Source organism: Mesorhizobium sp. CO1-1-7 (assembly GCF_020164885.1).
Lineage (GTDB): Bacteria > Pseudomonadota > Alphaproteobacteria > Rhizobiales > Rhizobiaceae > Mesorhizobium > Mesorhizobium australicum.
The window spans coordinates 498,836-518,467 of record NZ_JAIUHA010000002.1; the positions used below are offsets into that span (position 1 = coordinate 498,836).

Here is a 19,632-nt window from a genome sequence, read left to right on the forward strand (position 1 = left end):
TCTTCCGCCAGAGTTACTCACTCTTGCTCTCCTGCCAGACGCCCTTGGCCTTCAGGCCGTCGGCTACTTCCTTGGGCATGTAGCGCTCGTCATGCTTGGCCAGAACGCTGTCGGCGACAAAGACGCCGTCAGGACCGAAGGTACCCTCGGTGATGACACCCTGCTCTTCGCGGAAAAGGTCGGGCAAAATGCCGGTATAAGTCACCTTGACCGATTTGTGGGTGTCGGTGACCGAAAAGGCAACTGTTGCGCCCTGGCCGCGCTGGATGGTGCCTTTTTCGACCAAACCGCCGAGCCTGATGCGCTGGCCCGGCTGAACGCTGGCGGTGGTCAGATCGGCCGGCATGTAGAAATAGGACGCCTTCTGGCCAAGCGCATAGAAGGTCAGCCCGGTGGCGGCGCCCAGAAAAACCAATCCGCCCGCGATCACCGACAATCGTTTCTGCTTGCGCGTCATACCCAATTCTACTCCGTCGCCGTCAAGCCGAGCGAGGCGGCAAAGGCGGTGAATTTCTTGGCTTCGTCACTATCGGCGCCAAAGACCGCGATGGCGCGGCCCAGCGCATCGCGCGCCTGATCGGCCTTGCCCAGCACGACATAGGAACGAACCAGCCGCATCCATCCTTCCGGGTCGCGCGGATTTTGACGAAGTTTGTCGTCCAGGCCGGCGACCATGGTGTTGATCATGGCTTCCCTGTCCTGCTGCGACATTGAGGACGCCGCGTCGACATCGGCGGCATCGGGGCCTTTCGCGGTCGTGCCGGAGGCGACTTCCGGGCCGCCGGATTTGGCCAGCGCCTGTTCGACAGCGCCGCGCCACGGCGAATCCGGCGGCAGCGTACCAAGCATAGCCTGCCAGGCCGCGGCCGCTTCCTTGCCACGACCCTCCTGCGCCAGTGCCATGGCCAGATAGAAACCGGCTTTCGCATTGGCCGGGTCAAGCTTCAAGGCCGCCTCGAAGGCATCCTGGGCATCGGCCGAAACAATGCCGCCCGCCGCACCGGCGATCGCCTCGCCGAGACCGGCCTGACGGACAGCGCTGTCGCCGTCGAGGCGAATGGCGTTGCGGTAGGCCGCCGCGGCGTCGGCAAAGCGCTGCATACGCAGATAGACCGGCGCCAGCACGTCCCAGCCCCTGCCGTCGGAAGGATTGGCGGCAAGATGGGCCTCGGCGCGCGCCACCAGCTCATCGACCGAACTGTCGGCGGGGTTCTTGGCCAACCGCTCACTGAGCGGCTGCGACGGCAGGTCAGGCGAGCCGATCTGACTGTAGAGCCCCCAACTGACCAACGGAACCGCCAGCACCGCAACGGTCGCGACAAGCCGTACGGTGCCCGATGACCTGCCGGACGCCTTGGCCGCCATATCCGCGTTGCCCAGGCGAAGGATGCGGCGGGCGATCTCGGCGCGCGCCTCGGCCGCTTCAGCGGGCCCGATCAAACCGCGCCCGGCATCGCGGTCGAGTTCGGACAGTTGATCGCGATAGACTTCCAGATCGTGATCGCCGCTCGATGATGCGCCCTTGGAGGCACCAGCCAACGGCAAAAGCACCGCCAGGCTGGCGCCCAGCGTGAGAATTGCGGCTATGACCCAGAACAGCATGGTTCTTCCAATAACGGCAGAGCCCTGCCCTGCCAACACAGGCATCCTGCGACGCTTTGACGGCACGCGCCGAATGTCGCGATCGAAATCCACCGGCCGGATCGCAACGAGACCCGGCTGGCTAGGTCAATGGCGTCCAACTGCCGTCGGCATTGCGGCAGGCTGTTCCGTGCGCCGTGACGCTGGCGCCGCCCGTGAACACCGTCTGCGTGTATTGGCGGCAATCCTGCGAACCGACGCGGTAAGGCTGGGCAGGGACGACCTCGCCATAGCGTGAGGCCTGATCGCCCTTCCAGGTCACCTTCTGGCCGCTGGTGTTGTATTCGAGCGCCTTGTATTCGGCCTCGAGCGCGCTGCGCTTCTCCGTGTCGCTCAGACCGTTGCCGATCGACCCGCCAATGAGGCCGCCGCCCATGGCGGAGATGATCGACTTGGTAACGACCTTGCCGCCGGCCGGAGGCGTCGAGGCCGGTGTCGCCGCCACGGTCGGACCCTTGCCGCTCAAGGTGGTGCAGCCCGACACGGCCAGCAATGCGGAAACAAGCGCGACGCGAATCTTCATGCCAACAACCGGTTTTCTTGAGTTGGAGTCTGCCATGGATGCGCCGGGGGCCGCGTCATCGGAGAAGTAGGCGTGGCTATAGTGTTGATATTTGTCGGAAATTTGGCCGCTGGCGGCTGCTCTGGGGTCAATCGATATGCCGCCACAATATGCGCCTTCCATTGCTGCCGATTGGCCTGGGTAGCATTACTGCAGGCTCCGCAATCGCACCGTCGCCTTCAGTCCGCCCATGCCGGACCGCTCGAGTGCCAGGACGCCTCCATACTCGTTGACGAGATCGGCGACAATGGCAAGGCCCAGGCCTGTCCCAGGCTTGGTCTCATCGAGGCGCCGCCCTCGCTTCAGCGCTTCACGGGCCTTGTCCTCGGGAATACCCGGTCCGTCGTCCTCGATGCTGATCTCGAACAGGCTCTCATCCTTGCCGGCCAAGGGCACGACCGAGATCGCGACAGCACTCCTTGCCCATTTCACCGCATTTTCGAGAAGATTGCCAAGCAGTTCCTCGAGGTCCTCGCGTTCGCCGGCAAAGACGATCTCGGTGGCCGGCAGCGACAGCGACAGGCTGGTCCGCGGGTTCAGCTTCTGCAAAACGCGCACCATGCGCTGCACCAGCGGTGCCACCGGCGTGCGATAGACGACGCTGTCGCGCTGCGCCGCGACGCGGGCACGCTGCAGGTAATGGTCGATCTGCTTTTGCATGGAGGCGGCCTGCTCGGCGATCAACTGTCCCTTGGCGCCGCCAAGCGCCCGGCCCTCGTTGAGCAGAACGGCAAGCGGTGTCTTCAAGGAATGGGCGAGGTTGCCGACCTGGGTCCGAGAACGCTCGACGATGCGTTTGTTGTTTTCTATCAAGGCGTTGGTTTCGTTGGCTAACGGTTCGATCTCGGCCGGGAAGCGGCCGTCGAGCCTCTGTGCGGTGCCCTCGCGCACCATGGCGAGTGCGTTCCGGACCCTGCGCAACGGCTGCAGCCCGAGCAGGATGGCGATGGCGTTGATGGCGATCATGCCGATTCCGAACAGGCTGAGATAGGTCAGCAGGCGGCGCTGGAACGTTCCTATTTCCTGCTCCAACTCGGTCTTGTTGCCCATGACGCGGAAGCGCGCGGCGCGGTTCTTCGCGTCGAGAACGAATTCGCTCTCGAACACGACCAGCTCCTCGCCATTGATGCCTTGCGCGGCATAGCTGCGCTGGAAATTGGCGTTGAAGGGAACATCCGCCACGTCCGGCGACGGGATGGTCCGGGTCATGGACGACGAGTGAAGATCGCCATGCACGCCTTCCGAGGCGGGCTCGACGGACCAGTACCAGCCCGAATTCGGTTCCGAGAAACGGAGATCGCCAAGATCGGGGGAGCCGGTCAACGCGCCGCTGTCGGAGATGCCGATGGAGCCGATCAGGTTGAACAGATGCGCCGACAACAGGCTGTCGAAGCCCCGCTCGCTGGCCTGTCGGTAGAGCGTTGTGATCAGGGTGAAGATGACGACCAGGGTCAGGATCGCCCACACGGTGGAGAAGGCGATGACGCGGAACGTCAGCGAGCGCGGCCACGCGCGCAGCGAGAGCCGTCTGCCCACGGCCGGGTTGGTGGGGAGCGGTTCCGCCTTACGCCTCCGGCTCGCGCATGCGGTAGCCCATGCCGCGTACGGTTTCGATCATGTCGATGCCCATCTTCTTGCGCAATCGTCCGACAAAGACCTCGATGGTGTTGGAATCGCGGTCGAAGTCCTGGTCGTAGAGATGCTCAACCAGTTCGGTGCGCGAAACGACCTCGCCCATGTGGTGCATCAGATAGGCAAGCAGCCGGAATTCGTGCGAGGTCAATTTCAGCGGCACGCCGTTGACATCGGCCTTCGAAGCCTTGGTGTCGAGACGCAGCGGCCCGCAGGTCAGTTCCGACGAGGCGTGGCCGGCCGCGCGGCGGATCAGGGCCCTGACGCGCGCCAGCACCTCCTCGATGTGGAACGGCTTGGTGACGTAGTCGTCGGCGCCGGCGTCGATGCCGGAGACCTTGTCGCTCCAGCGGTCACGCGCGGTCAGGATCAGCACCGGCATCTTGCGGCCGCCGCGACGCCAGCGCTCGACCACGCTGATGCCGTCCATCTGCGGCAGGCCGATGTCGAGCACAACGGCATCGTAAGGCTCTGTGTCGCCGAGGAAATGGCCCTCCTCGCCGTCGAAGGCACGATCGACGACATAGCCGGCATCGACCAGCGCATCCGAGATCTGCCGGTTGAGATCCTTGTCATCCTCGACGACGAGTACGCGCATACGGGGACCAATGCCTGTTGATTGAAGATTTCAGATATAGGCCGATTCCGCTGGCCTGGGAAACGGAGGGAAGACCGGTCAGTTCTGCGGAACGACGATTTCGGAGCGGCGCGGACGTTGTCCGTCCTTGCCGGGCACGAGCACGACGATGACGCAGACCGGCTGGCCGCCACGCGTCGATGCCGAAGCCTTGGCGAGCGTTCCGCCATTCTGCTGAGCCACCTGCTGACCGATCGCATAGCAGTCGGATGCAGCCAGGACGATCGGGCTGGCCTGGTCGGGCTCGATGACCGGTATCGCCATTGCCTGCGACGCAAACAGCCCGGCGGCACTAAGCGCCAGGGTCGCGGTTCGGAAATGGGAGCGAAGCGTTTTCATGACCCGCGTTGTAACGCATCGGTGCTGAACGTGAAATGAACAGTGAACGGCCCTGAAACCATGCTCGCCACACCCCTGCAACACGAGACAGACATCTTGAATTTCACCGCCCCCCAGTGAAACCCGCGAAAGCTCAGTCTAGACTCCGTTTTGGTGATATTGAAAGTGCGTCAGGCGTTTTCCTGCGTCAGCGCACGGAATCGCAGCAGGCCATGGTGGACAAGGAGTTCCTCATCGTAACGCGCCTCGCTGAATTCCAGCGACAGCCGCGTCTGGCCACGCGGGCCTATAACCAACACCGCTCCGGCAAGCCGCGCCTTGATGGCATCCATGATCGCCCGGGTCTCGGCCTCGCCATGCGCCTTCGACCAGACATGCAGCGTGATCAGCTGGTCGTCGTTGTTCTCGGCGCCGGTGTCCCAGTCAAAGGCAGAAGTCTGGCCTGAAGTCACATAGGGAAAGGCGACGTTGTCGGTTGCCCGCTCGAGCAGTCCGGCGCCACCCAGCAGCGCCGACAGCGACGCATCGCTTTTCAGTCTTAGAAACAGGGCCTGCTGCAAATCGCCGGGCGCGGTCATCGTCCATTTCCTCAAGCCGTTGCGCCACCGACAATGCTTTTCCAAAGCCTGCCCATGTCCGCATCCCTTCTCAGATATAGCGGTTCGCCACGCGAAGACGATGGCGATTCGTCATCGGAATCATGAACGCCGATGATCTCGAAAATGCGACTTGCCGACAATCTCGTCGGCCGGCGCGGTAGAGCCAAATTGACCATGAGCTTGCCTCCGATTGTCTGGTCACGCGATCTTGCCCCATATAGGCTGGTCCATACGACGGAATGTTCCTTGCCGGCTTGGCCGGACAGAGGGGCATGTTCCCGATTTCCGGAGCTGATCATGCTCGATCCAGAAAAGGCCAGGGCCGCGTCACGTCTGCTGGTAGGCCATTGGGACAATGGCACCCACTTCGACGCCATACCCGAGGAACTGCGGCCGAAAACGCGCACCGAAGGTTACGCCATCCAGTCGCATGTCATGGAGCGTTCGGCGGCCCCGCTTTTCGGCTGGAAGATCGCGGCAACCAGCCTGGCCGGTCAAAGGCATATCAACGTCGACGGCCCGATGGCCGGGCGTCTGCTCGCCGAAAAAGCGGTCGAGGTCGGCGGGATCGTCTCGCTCGCGACGAGCAAGATGCGGGTCGCCGAGGTCGAATTCGCATTCCGTTTCGGCCGCCGGATCCCACCTCGCGGGGCACCTTATGAAATCGCTGAAGTCATGGACGCCGTGGCGACCCTGCATCCGGCGATCGAAATACCGGACTCACGATATGATGATTTCTGCGCTGTCGGCGCGCTGCAGCTGATCGCGGACAATGCCTGCGCCAATCTGTTTGTCATCGGCCAGCCTGCCGAAGACGATTGGCGCGACGTGAACCTCGCGGAGTACCCGGTGACGGGTTTCGTTTCGGGTAAGTCGCGGCACGACGGAACGGGCGCGGCTGTCCTCGGCGACCCGCGCATCGCCCTGACATGGCTGGTCAATGAGCTGTCGGGGCTTGGCATAGGGCTCCAACCGGGACAGGTGGTGATCACCGGAACTTGCGTGACACCGATCAGCGTCGCCGCCGGTGATGAAGTCATTGGCGATTTGGGCAGGTTCGGCAAAGTGTCGGTGCGGTTCGTCTAGACCGGCTTGCTCCCCCGGTTCAGCCTGACCACGACGCTCCTCACCGCCAGAACCAGCACGGTAATGATGATCAAAATCACCGACAGTGCGGCGATCGCCGGGTCGATGTTGTCGCGTAGTCCCATCCACATCAGGCGCGGCAGCGTGATGGCGTTGACCGAGGTGATGAACAAAGTGACGCCGATCTCTTCCCAGGACAGCACGAAGGACAGCAGCGCCGCGGTGACGATGCCGAACTTGACGTTGGGCATGATGACGCGCGTGGCGCGCTCCCAAACACTTGCGCCAAGCCCCCGCGCGGCAAGGTCGATGCGTCGGTCTAGCTGGCTGAGCGAGACCAGGATCAGCACCGTCGCGAACGGCACCGTCATCACCGAATGCGCCATGGCAACGCCGAGCCAGGTATCGTAGCCGAAGAAGGAACTGACGCCCGAGATGGAGGTGAGCAGGAAGTAGAGCGTGACCGCCGAAACCACCGGTGGCACCACCATCGGCAACAGCACGAAGCCGACGAGGGTCGCGGTGAAGCGCGGCTGGAACATCCAGACGCCGAGGCTGAAGCAGAGCGCCAGCACAGTTGAAATGGCGCTGCTGACGATGCCGATGCGGATCGAAAGCAGGATCGACTGGAGCCAGCGCGGATCCTCGATCAACGATCGGTAGTGGCGCAACGACAATTCGCCCGTCGGCATCGCCAGCATGCGGCTCGGCGTCAGCGACACGGGGATGACGGCCAACAGCGGCAACAGCAGGAACAACGCCACCAGGGCGGCAATAACCAGGGAGACAGGACCGGGGCGATAAGTCGGCATCAGATCAGCTGCTTCGGTCTGACATAACGGAACAAGAGCGCCATCAGCGCGCCGACGAACAGTACCAGCACGACGCTGATCGCAGCCCCCAGCCCCCAGTCCGGGCTCTGGAATATCCTGAGATAGATCAGTTCGGCGATCATGACGCTGCGCCCGCCACCGAGAATCGCCGGCGTGACGAAGAAACCGAGCGAGAAGACGAACACGATCATCGCGGAGCCGATAATGCCGGAGCGCGTCATCGGCACGAACACCGTCCAGAAGGTGCGCATGCGGCTGGAGCCGAGGCCGCGCGCGGCGAGCAGAACACGCTCGTCAAGGCTGCGCATGGCCGAAGCCAGCGGAAAGACGGCGAAAGGAATGAGGAAATGCGTCATGCCGACAATGACGCCGAATTCGTTGCGTACCAAAGTCAGCGGTTCGGAGATAAAACCGATCGACTGCAGCCAGGTGTTGATCAGGCCGCGATTGGACAGCAGTGCCACCCAGCCGAAGGCGCGTGTCAGCACCGAGATCCAGAACGGCACCAGGATGCAGAATTCGGCGATGAGGCGCTGCGCCGGGCTGCCGCGAACCCAGACGACCGTAATAGCATAGGCGGCGGCGACCGACACTATAGTGACGATCGCGGCGATGCGCAGCGTGCGGATGAACACCGACTGGACCAGATCGTCGGTGAGCAACGCCTCGTACTGGCCAAGCCCGGGCGTCGGCAAGGTGAAACTCCATTTCACCACGCCGAGAAATGGCCAGGCATAGGCAAGGCCGAGAAAAAGGAGCAGCGGCGCCATCAACAGCGCCGCGCCCATCCTGTCGGAGAGAACGCCTCTCATGTTAGATCAGCATCGCCGCCGGTCAGGCGGAGATGATCTTGGTGTATTCGTCGAGCGCCGGCCCATAGTTCTTGGCGTACCAGTCCATGTCGAGCGGGATCTGCTTCTTCATGTTCTCGGGATCGACGGGGTTGATGCGCTTCTTGTCGGCGGGGATCAGCGCGTCGGCCGCCGGATTGGCCGGACCCTGGCCGAGCTTGTCGAACATGACGAGCTGCTTTTCCGGATCCTGGGCGCTGGCGATGAACTTCATCGCCGCATCCTTGCCGCCGGGGTTGTTCTTGAGCACGGCCAGTGCGCCGGGCGAGATCAGGCCCTGGTCCCAGATGAACTTGATCTTGCCGCCGGAATCCTGCTCGATCAGCGAGGCGCGCGTCGACCAGACGATCGCCATGGAGGCTTCGCCATTGAGCAGCACGCTCTGGCTCTCGGCGCCGCCGCCCCAATAGGCGACGACGTTTTCCTTGAAGGCTGATATCTTGTCATGCGCACGTTTTAGGTCGAGCGGGTAGAGCGAAGCCGGCGCGATGCCGTCGGCCAAAAGGGCCGCTTCCCAGCTCGACACGCCCCATTTGTAGAGCGAACGCTTGCCCGGGAATTTCTTCACATCGAAGAAATCGGCCATGCCAGTCGGTGCATCCTTGCCGTATTTCTCGGAATCGTAGGCGATGACATAGGAGAAGAAATAGGTCGAGGCGGCATAGTCCCAGCCGAAGCCCGGCCGCATCTTCTTTTTGTCGACGATGTTGTAGTCGATCGGCTCGAGCATGCCTTGGGCGCCGAGCGTAATGGCCGAGAACGGGTCGACGTCGACCAGGTCCCAGGTCGGGGCGCCGCTCTTGGATTGCGCGGCGATCGCGCCTTCGGTCGGGCCCGACCCGTCCATCTTGACGGTGATACCGGTATCCTTGGTGAAGGCCTGGCCATAGGCCGCGTCGTAGGCCGTGATGGCATCGCCGCCCCAGTTGACCAGCACAAGTTCCTTCGCTGCGGCAAAGGCACCGGTCGAGCGCAGCAGCATCGGCGTGCCGGCGAGCACGAGGGCAGCGAGTTGCGTGAACTGCCGACGCGAGATCTCGCCGCGTCTCGTCCTTTCGGACAGCGTTTCGATGGCCTGTTTCTTGGTGTCGTTCATGTCAGTTCCCCTTTGTTTTCGTTGATTTTGATTCCGGAAGCCGGTGCGGCTGATCAGGCCGCGCCGGCGCTCATTGTCCTCCGTCCGGAAGGAGGAAACCCTTTTCCGCCGGCCATGTCAGCCACACGGAATTGCCCTTGCTGAGCGCCGCCGCCGCGACCTCGTTGGGCACCGAGACGGTGACTTTGGCACCTTGGCGCGTGGTGAGGTCGAGCTTGGTCGCCGCCCCCAGATAGGTCGAGGCGATTGCCGTCGCGGCAATGCCGTTCTCTCCGGCGGCGGCCTCGCGTGCTATCGACATGTGTTCGGGCCGGATCGCCAGGATGGCGTCGCCACGCACCTTCTCAGCCTTGCAGTGCATGCTGACCGCGCGGTCCTCACAGAGGCCAGTCGAACCGTTGTCGACGGCCTTAACCCCCTTCAGCGGCAGCATATTGATCTCGCCGAGGAACTCGGCGACGAAGCGATTGTCCGGCCGGTCGTAGACCTCGTCCGGTGCGCCGACCTGCAGCAGTTTGCCATGATTGAAGATGGCGACGCGCGAAGACAGCGCCAGCGCCTCGCTCTGGTCGTGGGTAACGAAGACGAAGGTGGTGCCGGTCTCCTGGTGCAGGCGCTTCATCTCTGCCTGCATCTGGCCGCGCAGGCTCTTGTCCAGCGCCGAAAACGGCTCGTCGAGCAGGAGCACGCCCGGCTCGAACACCAGCGCGCGGGCCAGCGCGACGCGCTGCTGCTGGCCACCGGAAAGCTGCGAGGGCAATTTCTTCTCGTGGCCGACCAGACCGACGCGCTCGATCATCTCGCCGACACGCTTCCTGATCTCGGCGGCCGATTTCTTGCGGACCTTGAGCGGGAAGGCGATGTTGGCCTCGACGCTCATATGCGGAAAGAGCGCATAGCCCTGGAACACCATGCCGGCGGCACGCTGCTCGGCCGGGCGGTCGGTGATATCGGCGCCGTCGCTGAAAAGCCTGCCCTCGCTCGGCTGCACGAAGCCGGCCAGGATCATCAGGAAGGTGGTCTTGCCGGAGCCGGAAGGCCCAAGCAGCGTCAGGAACTCGCCGCGGCCTATGTCGAGCGTCAGATTGTCCAGCGCACGGAACGAGCCGAAGCTCTTGCCGATCCCGATTGCCTTGATCTCTGCGGCCCGGCCGGGTTGCTGCATCCTGCCTCTATCCTTACCGTTGAGCCAAATCGTAGGCAGGGCGGAAGCTCACCGCAACCGAATAGTTTTCGCCTGATCGGCAAATTTCATTCATCTATGGCGGGCTGGCGCCACGCTGCCTCTCAATAGGGCTGAATGCGGTTCTCGGAGAGAGTAGACCTCAGCCATCCCGCGAACGCTTCCAGGACCGGGTGCGAGGCCTTGGCGTGTTCGGAGACCAGAAAATAGGAGCGCGGCGATTTGATCGCGATGTCGAAAGGCCTGACCAGACGGCCTTCGCTCAGCGCACGGCGGCTGGTCAGTTCGTCACCCATGGCGATCCCCTGCCCGGCAATCGCCGCCGAGAAGACGAGGTTCATGTCGGAAAAGAAGATGCCGCCTTCGGTGTCCGGGTTTTCGACCTTGGACAGCGCCAGCCAGCGTGCCCAATCCTCGGTGTCGTCGAGATGGAGCAGATTGGCGCGCAGTACGTCCGCCGGCCGGGAAAAGCCGCCGACCTTGTTGAGCAGCGTCGGGCTGCAGAGCGGCGTGAACGAGATTTCGCACAACAGCTCGGCCATGCGGTTCGGCCAGTTACCCACGCCGAACGCGATGAAGGCGTCTGCGTCGGCATTGCTGACATCGTCGAGCCGTCGGGGCGTCAGGATGCGCAGCGCGACATCGGGGTACATCTGCCGGAACTCGCCGATATGGGTGCACAGGAACAGCGAGGCGAAGCCCGGTGTACAGGAGATGGCGAACGAGCCGCCGACGCCAGTGCCGGCATCGCGCGTCACCGCGTCACCCAGCACGGTCAGCGCCTTGCGCACGTCGCTGGCATAGCGCTGCCCACGCGGGGTGAGCGCCACCCCCTTGCCGATCCGCTCCAGCAGATCGAAGCCGAGATCTCGCTCGAGCAGCCGCAATTGGTGGCTCACCGCGCTGCGGGTCAGGTGCAGTTCGTCGGCGGCGCGCCAGACGCTGCCATGTCTGGCAAAACTGTCGAGCGCGCGTAGCGCCTGTGTCGATGGGATTCTCAAGAGGTGAACCGAATTTGCATGAACCAGGAAAACATATCACTTTTTGGCGAGCCGCTTCACTGCTTTCTTCTAGAGCATGGAGAAACCGGTGACGACATCGGCGCAAGAGACCGCGCTTGCCTGCCTGGGCGGCATCCAGCCCCTGCTGTCGGCATGGACACGCACCATTTTCGATTTCGGCGAGACCGCCTGGCGCGAGTACCAGTCGGCCGCCTGGTATGTCGATCGACTCAAGCGCGAGGGATTTTCGGTCGAGGAAGGCTCGGGCGGCATGCCGACCGCCTTTTGCGCCCATTGGACGAACGGTGCCGGACCGACAGTGGGCATGTATGCCGAATATGATGCCGTGCCCGGCAATTGCCAGGACGCCGTGACGGTGAGGCAGCCGCGACCTGGCCTTGGCGCCGAGGCCGGCGGCCATACCGACCCGCATTCGGGGCTCGGCATAGCAAGTCTCGGCGGCCTGCTCGCCACCAAAGCCGCCATGCAGCGCCACGACATTCAAGGCACTCTGCGCTTTACCGGCGAGCCGGCCGAAAAAGTGCGCGGTTCGAAGCCGATCCATGCGGCAAAAGGCTACTATGACGGCCTTGCCGGCATGATCTCCTTCCATCCCTTCTACATGCTGCCGCTCTGCAATACCGCGCGCTGGGATACGCATTGCGGCGCGGCCTACGCGATGATCTATCGCTTCGTCTGCGACGAACCCGAAAATTGGGTTCGCGCAAGCGACGGCGCACCGATCCCGCAGGCGCATTCGGCGGTCAGGGCACCGGGCGCCAACGATGCACTGATGACCATGTACATGGCTTCCAAGGCGTTGCGCGATTCCATGCTGCCACACCAGGGCGGCTGGTCGATCAGCGAGGCGATCCTGACGGCCGGCCAGGCCACGGCCGACAATCTGCCGGCGGGACTGGCCGAGATCCAGTACATGATCCGCGTGCCCGCCATCGGCATGGCCGAGCAGGTAACGGCGGTGCTCGACCGCAACGCCGCGGCCGCGGCCGCGATCAGCGGCTGCCGCTACGAGCGGCACTGGGTATCGAAGTCACGGCCTGGGCTCGCGAACCACGCCATGGCTGGGATTGCCCATGAAGCCCTGTCGACTGTCGGGCCGCCACGCTGGGACCAACTGGCCAGAACAATCGCGCGGGAAATCCAGGTCAATGCCGGCGGCACTGCTACCGAAAACCCCTTTATCGATGAGCTTGAGCGGCTGATTTCGCCACAAGAGGCTGAGGCGATCCTGCGCCGCGACCTGCCACCGTCCCAGGTGAACTCGACCTCCGACGACTACACCGACATGAGCTGGCACGCGCCGACCGCCCGCTTCTATGTCGCCCGCCCAGCGCTCCGCTCGGCGAATGGCGGTGCCTATCCCTCCTGGGTGATGAATGCGCTGGGTGGCATTCCCGCGACGATCGACCCGATGGTCATCTGCGCCGCCAAGACGGTCGCGCTGGCGGCGCTGCGCCTGCTCGAGGACCAGACCGCCCGCGACGCGGCAAAGGACGAGTTCATCACCCGTACCGGCGGTGGCGTCGGCGGCTCCAACTGGATCGCGCCGCTCTGCGACTACGAACCGCCGATCAACTTCCGCTGGCCGGAATATGTCACCACCGCGCGCGGCCGCGACTGGTGGATCCCAAGCAATGCATGACCTGACCAACCCTTTAGAACGAGCCCACGAGGAGAACCCGCATGACCGTCCATGACCGCATCATCGCCGAGCCGTTTTCGCTTCAACGCCGCAACCCCGCCGGTGGTACCAAGCCACTGACCGTCTGGGGCTTCGCCAACGAAACCGACGTGTTGACCGACGTGCTGCTCGGATCGCCGAATTTCCTGCGCCACCTGTCGACCAGTTCGCTGTCGCGCAAGCACCTGCGTGAAGCCCCTTGCAACGTTCAGATCGCGCAGGCACAGCACAAGGATCTTGTCGCGGCCTACGAGCATTTCGGCGTCAACATTCACTGGCACGAGCCGACGCCGGAACTGCCGATGCAGGTCTATTCCCGCGATTCCAGCGTGATGACGCCTTATGGCGCCATCATCACCGCCATGGCCAACTGGTGGCGGCGCGGCGAGAACTACGCCGCCATCCGCACCTATGAAAAGCTCGGCATCCCGATCTACGACATGGTTACGGCCGGCACTTTCGAGGGCGGCGACTTCAATGTCATCGAGGACGGCGTGGTGCTGATCGGCTGCGGCGGCGCCCGCACGCAGGAGGAAGGCGCCCGGCAGGTGCAGGCCTGGTTCGAGAAGGAAGGCTGGGAGACACGCATTGCCTTCATCGACGAATATTACGTCCATATCGACCTGATGGTGGTGCCGATCGCCGAAAAGCTCACCGCCGTCTGCCTCGCCTGCACCGAGCCTGGAATCGTCGACTGGCTGAAGGGCAAGGGGCACGAGATCATCGACGTTCCCTTCCAGGACACGATGGCACTCGGCTGCAACTTCATGTCGCTGGGCAAGGACCGGGTGATCGCGCCGACGTCCAGCAAGATGCTGATCGAAAAACTCAAGGCGCGCGGCTTCGAGGTCGCGGCCGTCGACATGAGCGAAATCTCCAAGACCGGCGGCGGTATCCATTGCATGGCACAGGCGCTGAAACGCGAGGCGGCCTGATAGTCGGGAAAACGGCAAAACTGCTCCCGCTCGCCGGATCGAGTACCTGGCGGGCGAGGAACCGGCCGCCGGGTACCTGGTTCTTCCATCAACAAACCGTGCCCCTGTGTCCTCCCCGCCCTTGTGAGTGTCCGTAAATGGATGAATAGTCGCACAGGGCGCCGCCCTGAAATTGCCCGCTTGCGGTTTTCAGGTCGCGCCAGAACCGAGCCGGGTTTTTTGAATGGTCAGCCCTGAACCACGCAAGAGAAGAGGTCCGATCGCCGCCTGGTTGCTGGCGCTGGACGCGTGGCTCGATTCCTCGCTCTATGAGATCGGGTTCAAGGCACGCCAGTTCTGGGAGGCCGCGACGATCTTCTCGCGGCGCTTCCGTCTCAAGGGTTGGCGCCGCGGCTTCATCGAACTTTTGAGCGAAGGTTTTACACTCGGCGCCGGCGGCATGGTGGTGATGCTGGCGCTGGCGATACCCGCTTTCCAAGACACCACCGGCGACTGGCGTGCCCAGGGCGACTTCGCCGTCACCTTCCTGGACCGCTATGGCAACGAGATCGGCCAGCGCGGCATCATCCAGCGCGATTCCGTGCCGGTCGACGAGATGCCGGACCATGTCATCAAGGCGGTCCTCGCCACCGAGGACCGCCGGTTTTTCGACCATTACGGTATCGATGTGCTCGGCCTGTCGCGCGCGATCTTCGAGAACGTGCGGGCGAATTCGGTCGTCCAGGGTGGCTCGAGCATCACCCAGCAGCTGGCCAAGAACCTGTTCCTGACCAATGAGCGCACGTTCGAGCGCAAGATCAAGGAGGCGTTCCTGTCGCTGTGGCTGGAGGCCAATCTGTCGAAGAAGGAAATCCTGCAGCTCTATCTGGACCGCGCCTATATGGGCGGTGGCACGTTCGGCATCGAGGCGGCGGCGGACTTCTATTTCGGCAAGAGCGTCAAGGACCTGAACCTTGCCGAGGCGGCGATGCTGGCCGGCCTGTTCAAGGCGCCGACCAAATATGCGCCGCATATCAACCTGCCGGCGGCGCGCGCGCGGGCCAACGTGGTGCTGTCCAACCTCGTCGATTCCGGCTTCATGACCGAGGGCCAGGTGCTGCAGGCCAGACTGCACCCGGCCGACGTCGTCGACCGCGGCGAACAGAAGAGCCCCGACTACTACCTCGACTGGGCCTTCGATGAGGTCAAGAAGATCGCCAAGCCAGGCCAGCACTCGCTGGTTGCCCACACCACCTTCGACGCCAACATCCAGAAGGCGGCGGAGGAGTCCGTCGAGTTCCACCTGCGCCAGTTCGGCAAGGAGTACAACGTCACCGAAGGGGCCGTGGTGGTGATCGAGACCAATGGCGCGGTGCGGGCGATCGTCGGCGGCCGCGACTACGGCGCCAGCCAGTTCAACCGCGCCACCAAGGCACTGCGCCAGACCGGCTCATCGTTCAAGCCCTATGTCTACGCCACGGCGATGGAACACGGCTTCACGCCGAACTCGATCATTTCTGGCGGGCCGATCAGCTGGGGCAACTGGTCGCCGCACAATTACAGCGGCGAGTCGGCGGGCAACATCACGCTGATTATGGCGATGGCCAAGTCGATCAACACCGTGCCGGTGCGGCTGGCCAAGGACCATCTCGGCATCGCGCCGATCAAGGCATTGGCGGAATCGTTTGGGGTGGAATCGCCGCTCGAAGGGCACAAGACGATGGTGCTCGGCACCTCGGGCATGACCGTGATGGACCAGGCGACGGGCTACAGCGTGTTCGCCCAGAATGGCTTCGTCGGTTCCCGGCACGGCATCACCCAGCTCGTAACCCGCACCGGCGACGTGGTGTATGACTGGACCAAGGACGCGCCGCCGCCGCATCGCGTCCTGTCCGAGCAGGCCCTGAAATCCATGAACACCATGCTGGCGGCCGTGCCGGTGATGGGCACGGCGCGGCGGGCGCAAATTCCCAACATCGTCGTCGCCGGCAAGACCGGCACCACGCAATCCTACCGCGATGCCTGGTTCGTCGGCTTTACCGGCAACTACACGGCAGCCGTGTGGCTGGGCAATGACGATTTCACCCCGACCAAGAACATGACCGGCGGCTCGCTGCCGGCGATGGTGTGGCAGCGGTTGATGGTCTACGCGCACCAGAACATCGACTTGAAGCCGATCCCGGGGATAGACAAGCCCTTCGTCGACGAGGAGGTCGCGGCAAAGGCCGCCGAGGCACAGAAGAAGAGCGAGGAGCAGGCAGCGGCTGACGCCGCCGCCGAGCGGCCGCCGGTGCTGTCCAGTCGAACCACACAGACGTTGCGGGACATGAGCCAGATGTTCCAGGCGGCCCCCAAACTCGACGCCCCCGCTTCACCCGAAACGTTGTCGGCACTGTGATATCCGCCCGCTGAGACAAGACCGACTGGCAAATCCATCACGCCTGCTTGCCACAAGGCCCCGCGCCGCGATATCCCCGAACGGCAATCCTGCGCGCACCTGGCCCTTCATGCTCAAGAACGCCTTCCTGATGCTGATTTCGCTTGCCATAGCCATTGGCGGAGGCGGTGCCAGCGTCTGGTATGCGCTGAAGATCCAGGACGGTGTCGGCGCAATCAGGATCGGCCAGTGGACTGCCTTCCCCGACATCGGCACACCGGCCGCGGACCCCTATTCCAAGGCCCGCGTGGCGCGCGAGGGCGTGCTGGCGCTTGGTCGCGCCGAGGGCCTGTCCTTCGTGGCGGAAAAGGATGCCGCCGGCGACCAGCTCAAGCGGGAATGCACCTACAGGATCGAGGGCGGATTTCCGACAGCGCGGTTCTGGACGCTTTATGCCGCCGATCAGTCGCTCGGCGTCGTCGAGACCGGCAAATCGCGGCTTGCGGCTCTTCAGTCCTACGAGGTGCTACGCCAACCGGACAATTCCGTGATTATATCCGTGGGCCATCACCCGATGCCGGGCAACTGGCTGCTGACCGACGGTTCTGGACGGATGTATTTCGTCCTGACCCTCTACGACACGCCGATCGCCAGCAGCACCGGCCTGTCAGACGTTTCGCTGCCCAGGATCGTCAAGGCGGGCTGCGATGCGTAGTTTGCGTGCCGCATTGCGCAGGCTTCTCCATGCCATCCTGCTCGGCCTCGTCGGCGCCGGCATCGTCCACATTGTCGTCCTGCTTCTGGTGCCGGAATTTTCGGAACGCGACGCCTGGTCGCGTCTCTCCATGGCTTCGGATCTCTACAAGATGAACCGGCTCGATGCCGAAGCGGGCGGCGCACCGGTGGTGAAATCGGTTGACCCGCTGTTCTACGCAACGGCCTGCCGCTTCGACCTCAAGGAAGGAATGGTCCGGATCAAGGCGCCGGGAGACGTCCCGTTCTGGTCGGTGTCGGTCTATGACCGCAGCGGTCACAACATCTATTCCTTCAACGACCACACGGCGGCGGGCGGCAAGCTGGATGCCGTCGTGCTGACGCCGGCGCAGATGATCGACGTGCGCAAGGACCTGCCCGAGGATCTTCAGGGAGCGATCTTCGTCGAGGCGCCCATCGATGAAGGCATCTTCGTCATCCGCAGCTTCGTACCCGACGAGAGCTGGAAGCCGATCGTGTCGCGCTTTCTCGATCAGAGTTCCTGCGAGTTGCAGGATTTCTAGGCCGCGATCCTCGATCGCGGATCCGGAGCAGAGGGCCTGACGGACCACACCATGGCTTCAGCAAAGCTCAGTGGTGGGGGACTGCTCAGTGATGGGGGACTGGCGTCCGTGGCGATCCCGGCTTGTCCGGCCCTGCAGGCCGGGCTTCGCCGGTGCTGGACCGCTCATAACGGATGCCGGGAAATATGATCACCGCCGCCGGTATTTCGGTGGTTTGCTTGGCTCGATTGGCCGGTGCCGCACGCGGCACGAAAGACAGTACCATGCCCATGATTCGCGCATTCCTCTCGGTTTCCCCGGAGCACAACGCAACGCCTCCAAATATCATTAAGGCCGGCAGAGGGTTAACGGAGCGCTAACGGATCGCGGCTAAATTGATCTTTGTTCCCGGGTCAGTGAGTTCTGACCGAGGCAATCGCGAAACCGACATAGTCCCGGTGCGCGAGGTCGAGTGTGTATCTGGTGTCAGGCGTATCCTTCGTGTCATCTTCGGATTTCAGGCAAATCGCGATAAGGACGCAATCGGGAAAAGCCGAAAGGCTGTTCCGCGCCGCCGTTTCCGCGTTCTGCTCGCTGACGCGGCCGTCGCGCCGGGAGATCGGCCAACTCGAAGACCTGACGCTGCCTCTGTTCGATGATGTATCCGTCGAATCGCGGCGCTACGTGGCAGCCGCCCTTTCCGAATGCGAATCCGCACCCGCGGCCCTGGTGCGGCGCCTCTGCGAGGAACCGGTCGACATTGCCGCTCCACTGCTCATCCGCTCGCGCGCCGTCAGCGACATCGACCTGATCGCGCTGATTGGCCGGCATGGGCTGCCGCATGCGCGCGCCATAGCGCGGCGCAAGGACCTGAACCCGACCATCGCCGATCTGATCAGGGCGCTCGAAAGGCCAACCCTGGTGCGGACGCGGGATCCGGAAGCAGCCCCGGCGCAGAGCCTTGTCGTGAAGGCGCAAGCGACGGCGGACAGCGCGGAAACTCAGCAGACACCCGGCGTTGCCGCCGAGAGCGCGCGGCGCAAGCTGCGCTCCATGATGCGCACCGGCGACCAAGCCTTGGCGGCGAAGGTCGACGCGTTCCCCGGCGCGGACACCTTTGTCAAACTGCGCGAGACGGCACTGACGGGAAACGCCGCGTTCTTCCACACCGCGCTGGCGGACGCTCTCGACATTGATTTTTCGATTGCGCAATCGCTGACCGCCCACCAGAACTATGCGCCGCTGCTTGCGGCGCTGCGTTCGCTCGACTTCAGCGAGGACCGGGCATTCCTGATCACTGTCGCCGTCTATCCCGGCCTGTTTCCGCATCCCCAGGCCATCCGCGCCTATCTCGACCGCTACCGCCTGCTGCATCGCGACGCGGCCCTGGATAAGGTGCGGGAGTGGAAGGCCGAAACCCTGTCCAAGACGGTTCGCGGCAAGCCACCGGCAAACGGCGACAGCCGCAGGGCCTCCAACAGCGACGAAGCCGACGCCCCCGGCCTCAGGGCGTCTTCACGGAAATAAGTTCCTCGATGGGAACGCTACCGGCCTCGATCTCGACCACCCAGATGTCGGGATCGAATTTTTTCTCGCGCTCCAGTCTCGCATCCAGCACGGCGGCATCGTTGCCGGCGGCGAGAAGGCTGAAAAAACGGTCTTCGGGCTTGGCCGAATCGTAGCTTGTCTGCGGTGCCGGCCCGTAGAGAGCCGTTTCACCCAGCCTGCCCCGCGCCAGGATGAACACGGCCCCGGCCTCCGTCGCGCCGCGATTGACCACGGCGGCAAATCCGCCGGCGCTGAAAACCCGGCGCAACAGGGCCGAGACCCACAGATCAGTGGTTACGCGCATGGAAGACTCCCGACGACATGCGGGCTCTCTACCGAAATTTCCCGTGGAGGGCGAGCCGTCGTTTTCGGCCG

20 protein-coding genes are annotated in these 19,632 nt (G+C 63.6%); 7 read left to right on the forward strand and 13 right to left on the reverse strand.

Annotated features, from left to right (window positions below; genetic code table 11):
• Positions 1-13: 13 nt before the first annotated feature.
• The 7 genes from ccmE to LB516_RS05955 all read right to left on the reverse strand — a co-directional run bounded on the left by ccmE (position 14) and on the right by LB516_RS05955 (position 5,389).
• Complete coding sequence (gene ccmE / locus LB516_RS05925; protein ID WP_015318623.1) at positions 14-457, reverse strand: cytochrome c maturation protein CcmE; 444 nt, start codon at positions 455-457, stop codon at positions 14-16.
• 8 nt (positions 458-465) lie between these two features.
• Entirely contained in the window at positions 466-1,602 is a 1,137-nt protein-coding gene (ccmI, locus tag LB516_RS05930) for a c-type cytochrome biogenesis protein CcmI (protein WP_140618550.1), read from the reverse strand.
• Between the two features lie 121 nt (positions 1,603-1,723).
• Positions 1,724-2,164: a hypothetical protein gene (locus LB516_RS05935; RefSeq protein ID WP_041163489.1), complete on the reverse strand. Its 441-nt coding sequence runs from the start codon at positions 2,162-2,164 to the stop codon at positions 1,724-1,726.
• A 186-nt stretch (positions 2,165-2,350) separates the two neighbouring features.
• On the reverse strand, positions 2,351-3,739 hold the full coding sequence (locus LB516_RS05940) for an ATP-binding protein (RefSeq protein ID WP_224719115.1): 1,389 nt from the start codon (positions 3,737-3,739) through the stop codon (positions 2,351-2,353).
• A 28-nt stretch (positions 3,740-3,767) separates the two neighbouring features.
• Positions 3,768-4,433, reverse strand: coding sequence for a response regulator transcription factor (locus LB516_RS05945; protein ID WP_015318627.1), 666 nt, complete (start codon positions 4,431-4,433; stop codon positions 3,768-3,770).
• A gap of 78 nt (positions 4,434-4,511) precedes the next feature.
• Entirely contained in the window at positions 4,512-4,811 is a 300-nt protein-coding gene (locus LB516_RS05950; protein ID WP_015318628.1) for a hypothetical protein, read from the reverse strand.
• 170 nt (positions 4,812-4,981) lie between these two features.
• Entirely contained in the window at positions 4,982-5,389 is a 408-nt protein-coding gene (locus LB516_RS05955; RefSeq protein ID WP_015318629.1) for a DUF3168 domain-containing protein, read from the reverse strand.
• A gap of 318 nt (positions 5,390-5,707) precedes the next feature.
• Between LB516_RS05955 and LB516_RS05960 the strand changes: the two genes are divergently transcribed.
• Positions 5,708-6,496, forward strand: coding sequence for a 2-keto-4-pentenoate hydratase (locus LB516_RS05960; RefSeq protein WP_224719116.1), 789 nt, complete (start codon positions 5,708-5,710; stop codon positions 6,494-6,496).
• Here the strand turns inward: LB516_RS05960 and LB516_RS05965 are convergent.
• From LB516_RS05965 to LB516_RS05985, 5 genes are all read right to left on the reverse strand, one after another.
• A complete protein-coding gene (locus LB516_RS05965) occupies positions 6,493-7,308 on the reverse strand; it encodes an ABC transporter permease (RefSeq protein WP_140726684.1) in 816 nt (271 codons plus the stop codon). The two genes, LB516_RS05960 and LB516_RS05965, sit on opposite strands and share 4 nt — an antisense overlap.
• Complete coding sequence (locus LB516_RS05970; RefSeq protein ID WP_015318632.1) at positions 7,308-8,141, reverse strand: ABC transporter permease; 834 nt, start codon at positions 8,139-8,141, stop codon at positions 7,308-7,310. The genes LB516_RS05965 and LB516_RS05970 overlap by 1 nt, the downstream gene beginning before the upstream one ends.
• 22 nt (positions 8,142-8,163) lie before the next feature.
• Entirely contained in the window at positions 8,164-9,276 is a 1,113-nt protein-coding gene (locus tag LB516_RS05975) for an ABC transporter substrate-binding protein (protein WP_140663157.1), read from the reverse strand.
• A gap of 70 nt (positions 9,277-9,346) precedes the next feature.
• Positions 9,347-10,441, reverse strand: a complete 1,095-nt coding sequence (locus LB516_RS05980; RefSeq protein ID WP_224719117.1) for an ABC transporter ATP-binding protein — start codon at positions 10,439-10,441, stop codon at positions 9,347-9,349.
• Between the two features lie 122 nt (positions 10,442-10,563).
• Positions 10,564-11,460, reverse strand: coding sequence for a LysR substrate-binding domain-containing protein (locus LB516_RS05985; protein ID WP_015318635.1), 897 nt, complete (start codon positions 11,458-11,460; stop codon positions 10,564-10,566).
• Between the two features lie 76 nt (positions 11,461-11,536).
• On the opposite strand from LB516_RS05985, the gene LB516_RS05990 reads away from it, so the two are divergent.
• From LB516_RS05990 to LB516_RS06015, 6 genes are all read left to right on the forward strand, one after another.
• On the forward strand, positions 11,537-13,123 hold the full coding sequence (locus LB516_RS05990) for an amidohydrolase (RefSeq protein WP_224719118.1): 1,587 nt from the start codon (positions 11,537-11,539) through the stop codon (positions 13,121-13,123).
• Between the two features lie 41 nt (positions 13,124-13,164).
• Positions 13,165-14,097 (forward strand): dimethylarginine dimethylaminohydrolase family protein, encoded by a 933-nt coding sequence (locus LB516_RS05995; RefSeq protein WP_224719119.1) that lies wholly within the window; start codon positions 13,165-13,167, stop codon positions 14,095-14,097.
• A gap of 223 nt (positions 14,098-14,320) precedes the next feature.
• Positions 14,321-16,474: a transglycosylase domain-containing protein gene (locus LB516_RS06000; RefSeq protein ID WP_015318638.1), complete on the forward strand. Its 2,154-nt coding sequence runs from the start codon at positions 14,321-14,323 to the stop codon at positions 16,472-16,474.
• A gap of 109 nt (positions 16,475-16,583) precedes the next feature.
• Positions 16,584-17,168, forward strand: a complete 585-nt coding sequence (locus LB516_RS06005; protein ID WP_015318639.1) for a DUF1214 domain-containing protein — start codon at positions 16,584-16,586, stop codon at positions 17,166-17,168.
• Complete coding sequence (locus LB516_RS06010; protein ID WP_224719120.1) at positions 17,161-17,730, forward strand: DUF1254 domain-containing protein; 570 nt, start codon at positions 17,161-17,163, stop codon at positions 17,728-17,730. Before LB516_RS06005 ends, LB516_RS06010 begins: the two co-directional genes overlap by 8 nt.
• A 480-nt stretch (positions 17,731-18,210) precedes the next feature.
• Positions 18,211-19,236, forward strand: a complete 1,026-nt coding sequence (locus LB516_RS06015) for a hypothetical protein (RefSeq protein WP_224719121.1) — start codon at positions 18,211-18,213, stop codon at positions 19,234-19,236.
• Here LB516_RS06015 and LB516_RS06020 read toward each other — a convergent pair.
• Positions 19,214-19,561: a DUF1491 family protein gene (locus LB516_RS06020; protein WP_224719122.1), complete on the reverse strand. Its 348-nt coding sequence runs from the start codon at positions 19,559-19,561 to the stop codon at positions 19,214-19,216. The genes LB516_RS06015 and LB516_RS06020 overlap by 23 nt on opposite strands.
• Between the last annotated feature and the right edge of the window lie 71 nt (positions 19,562-19,632).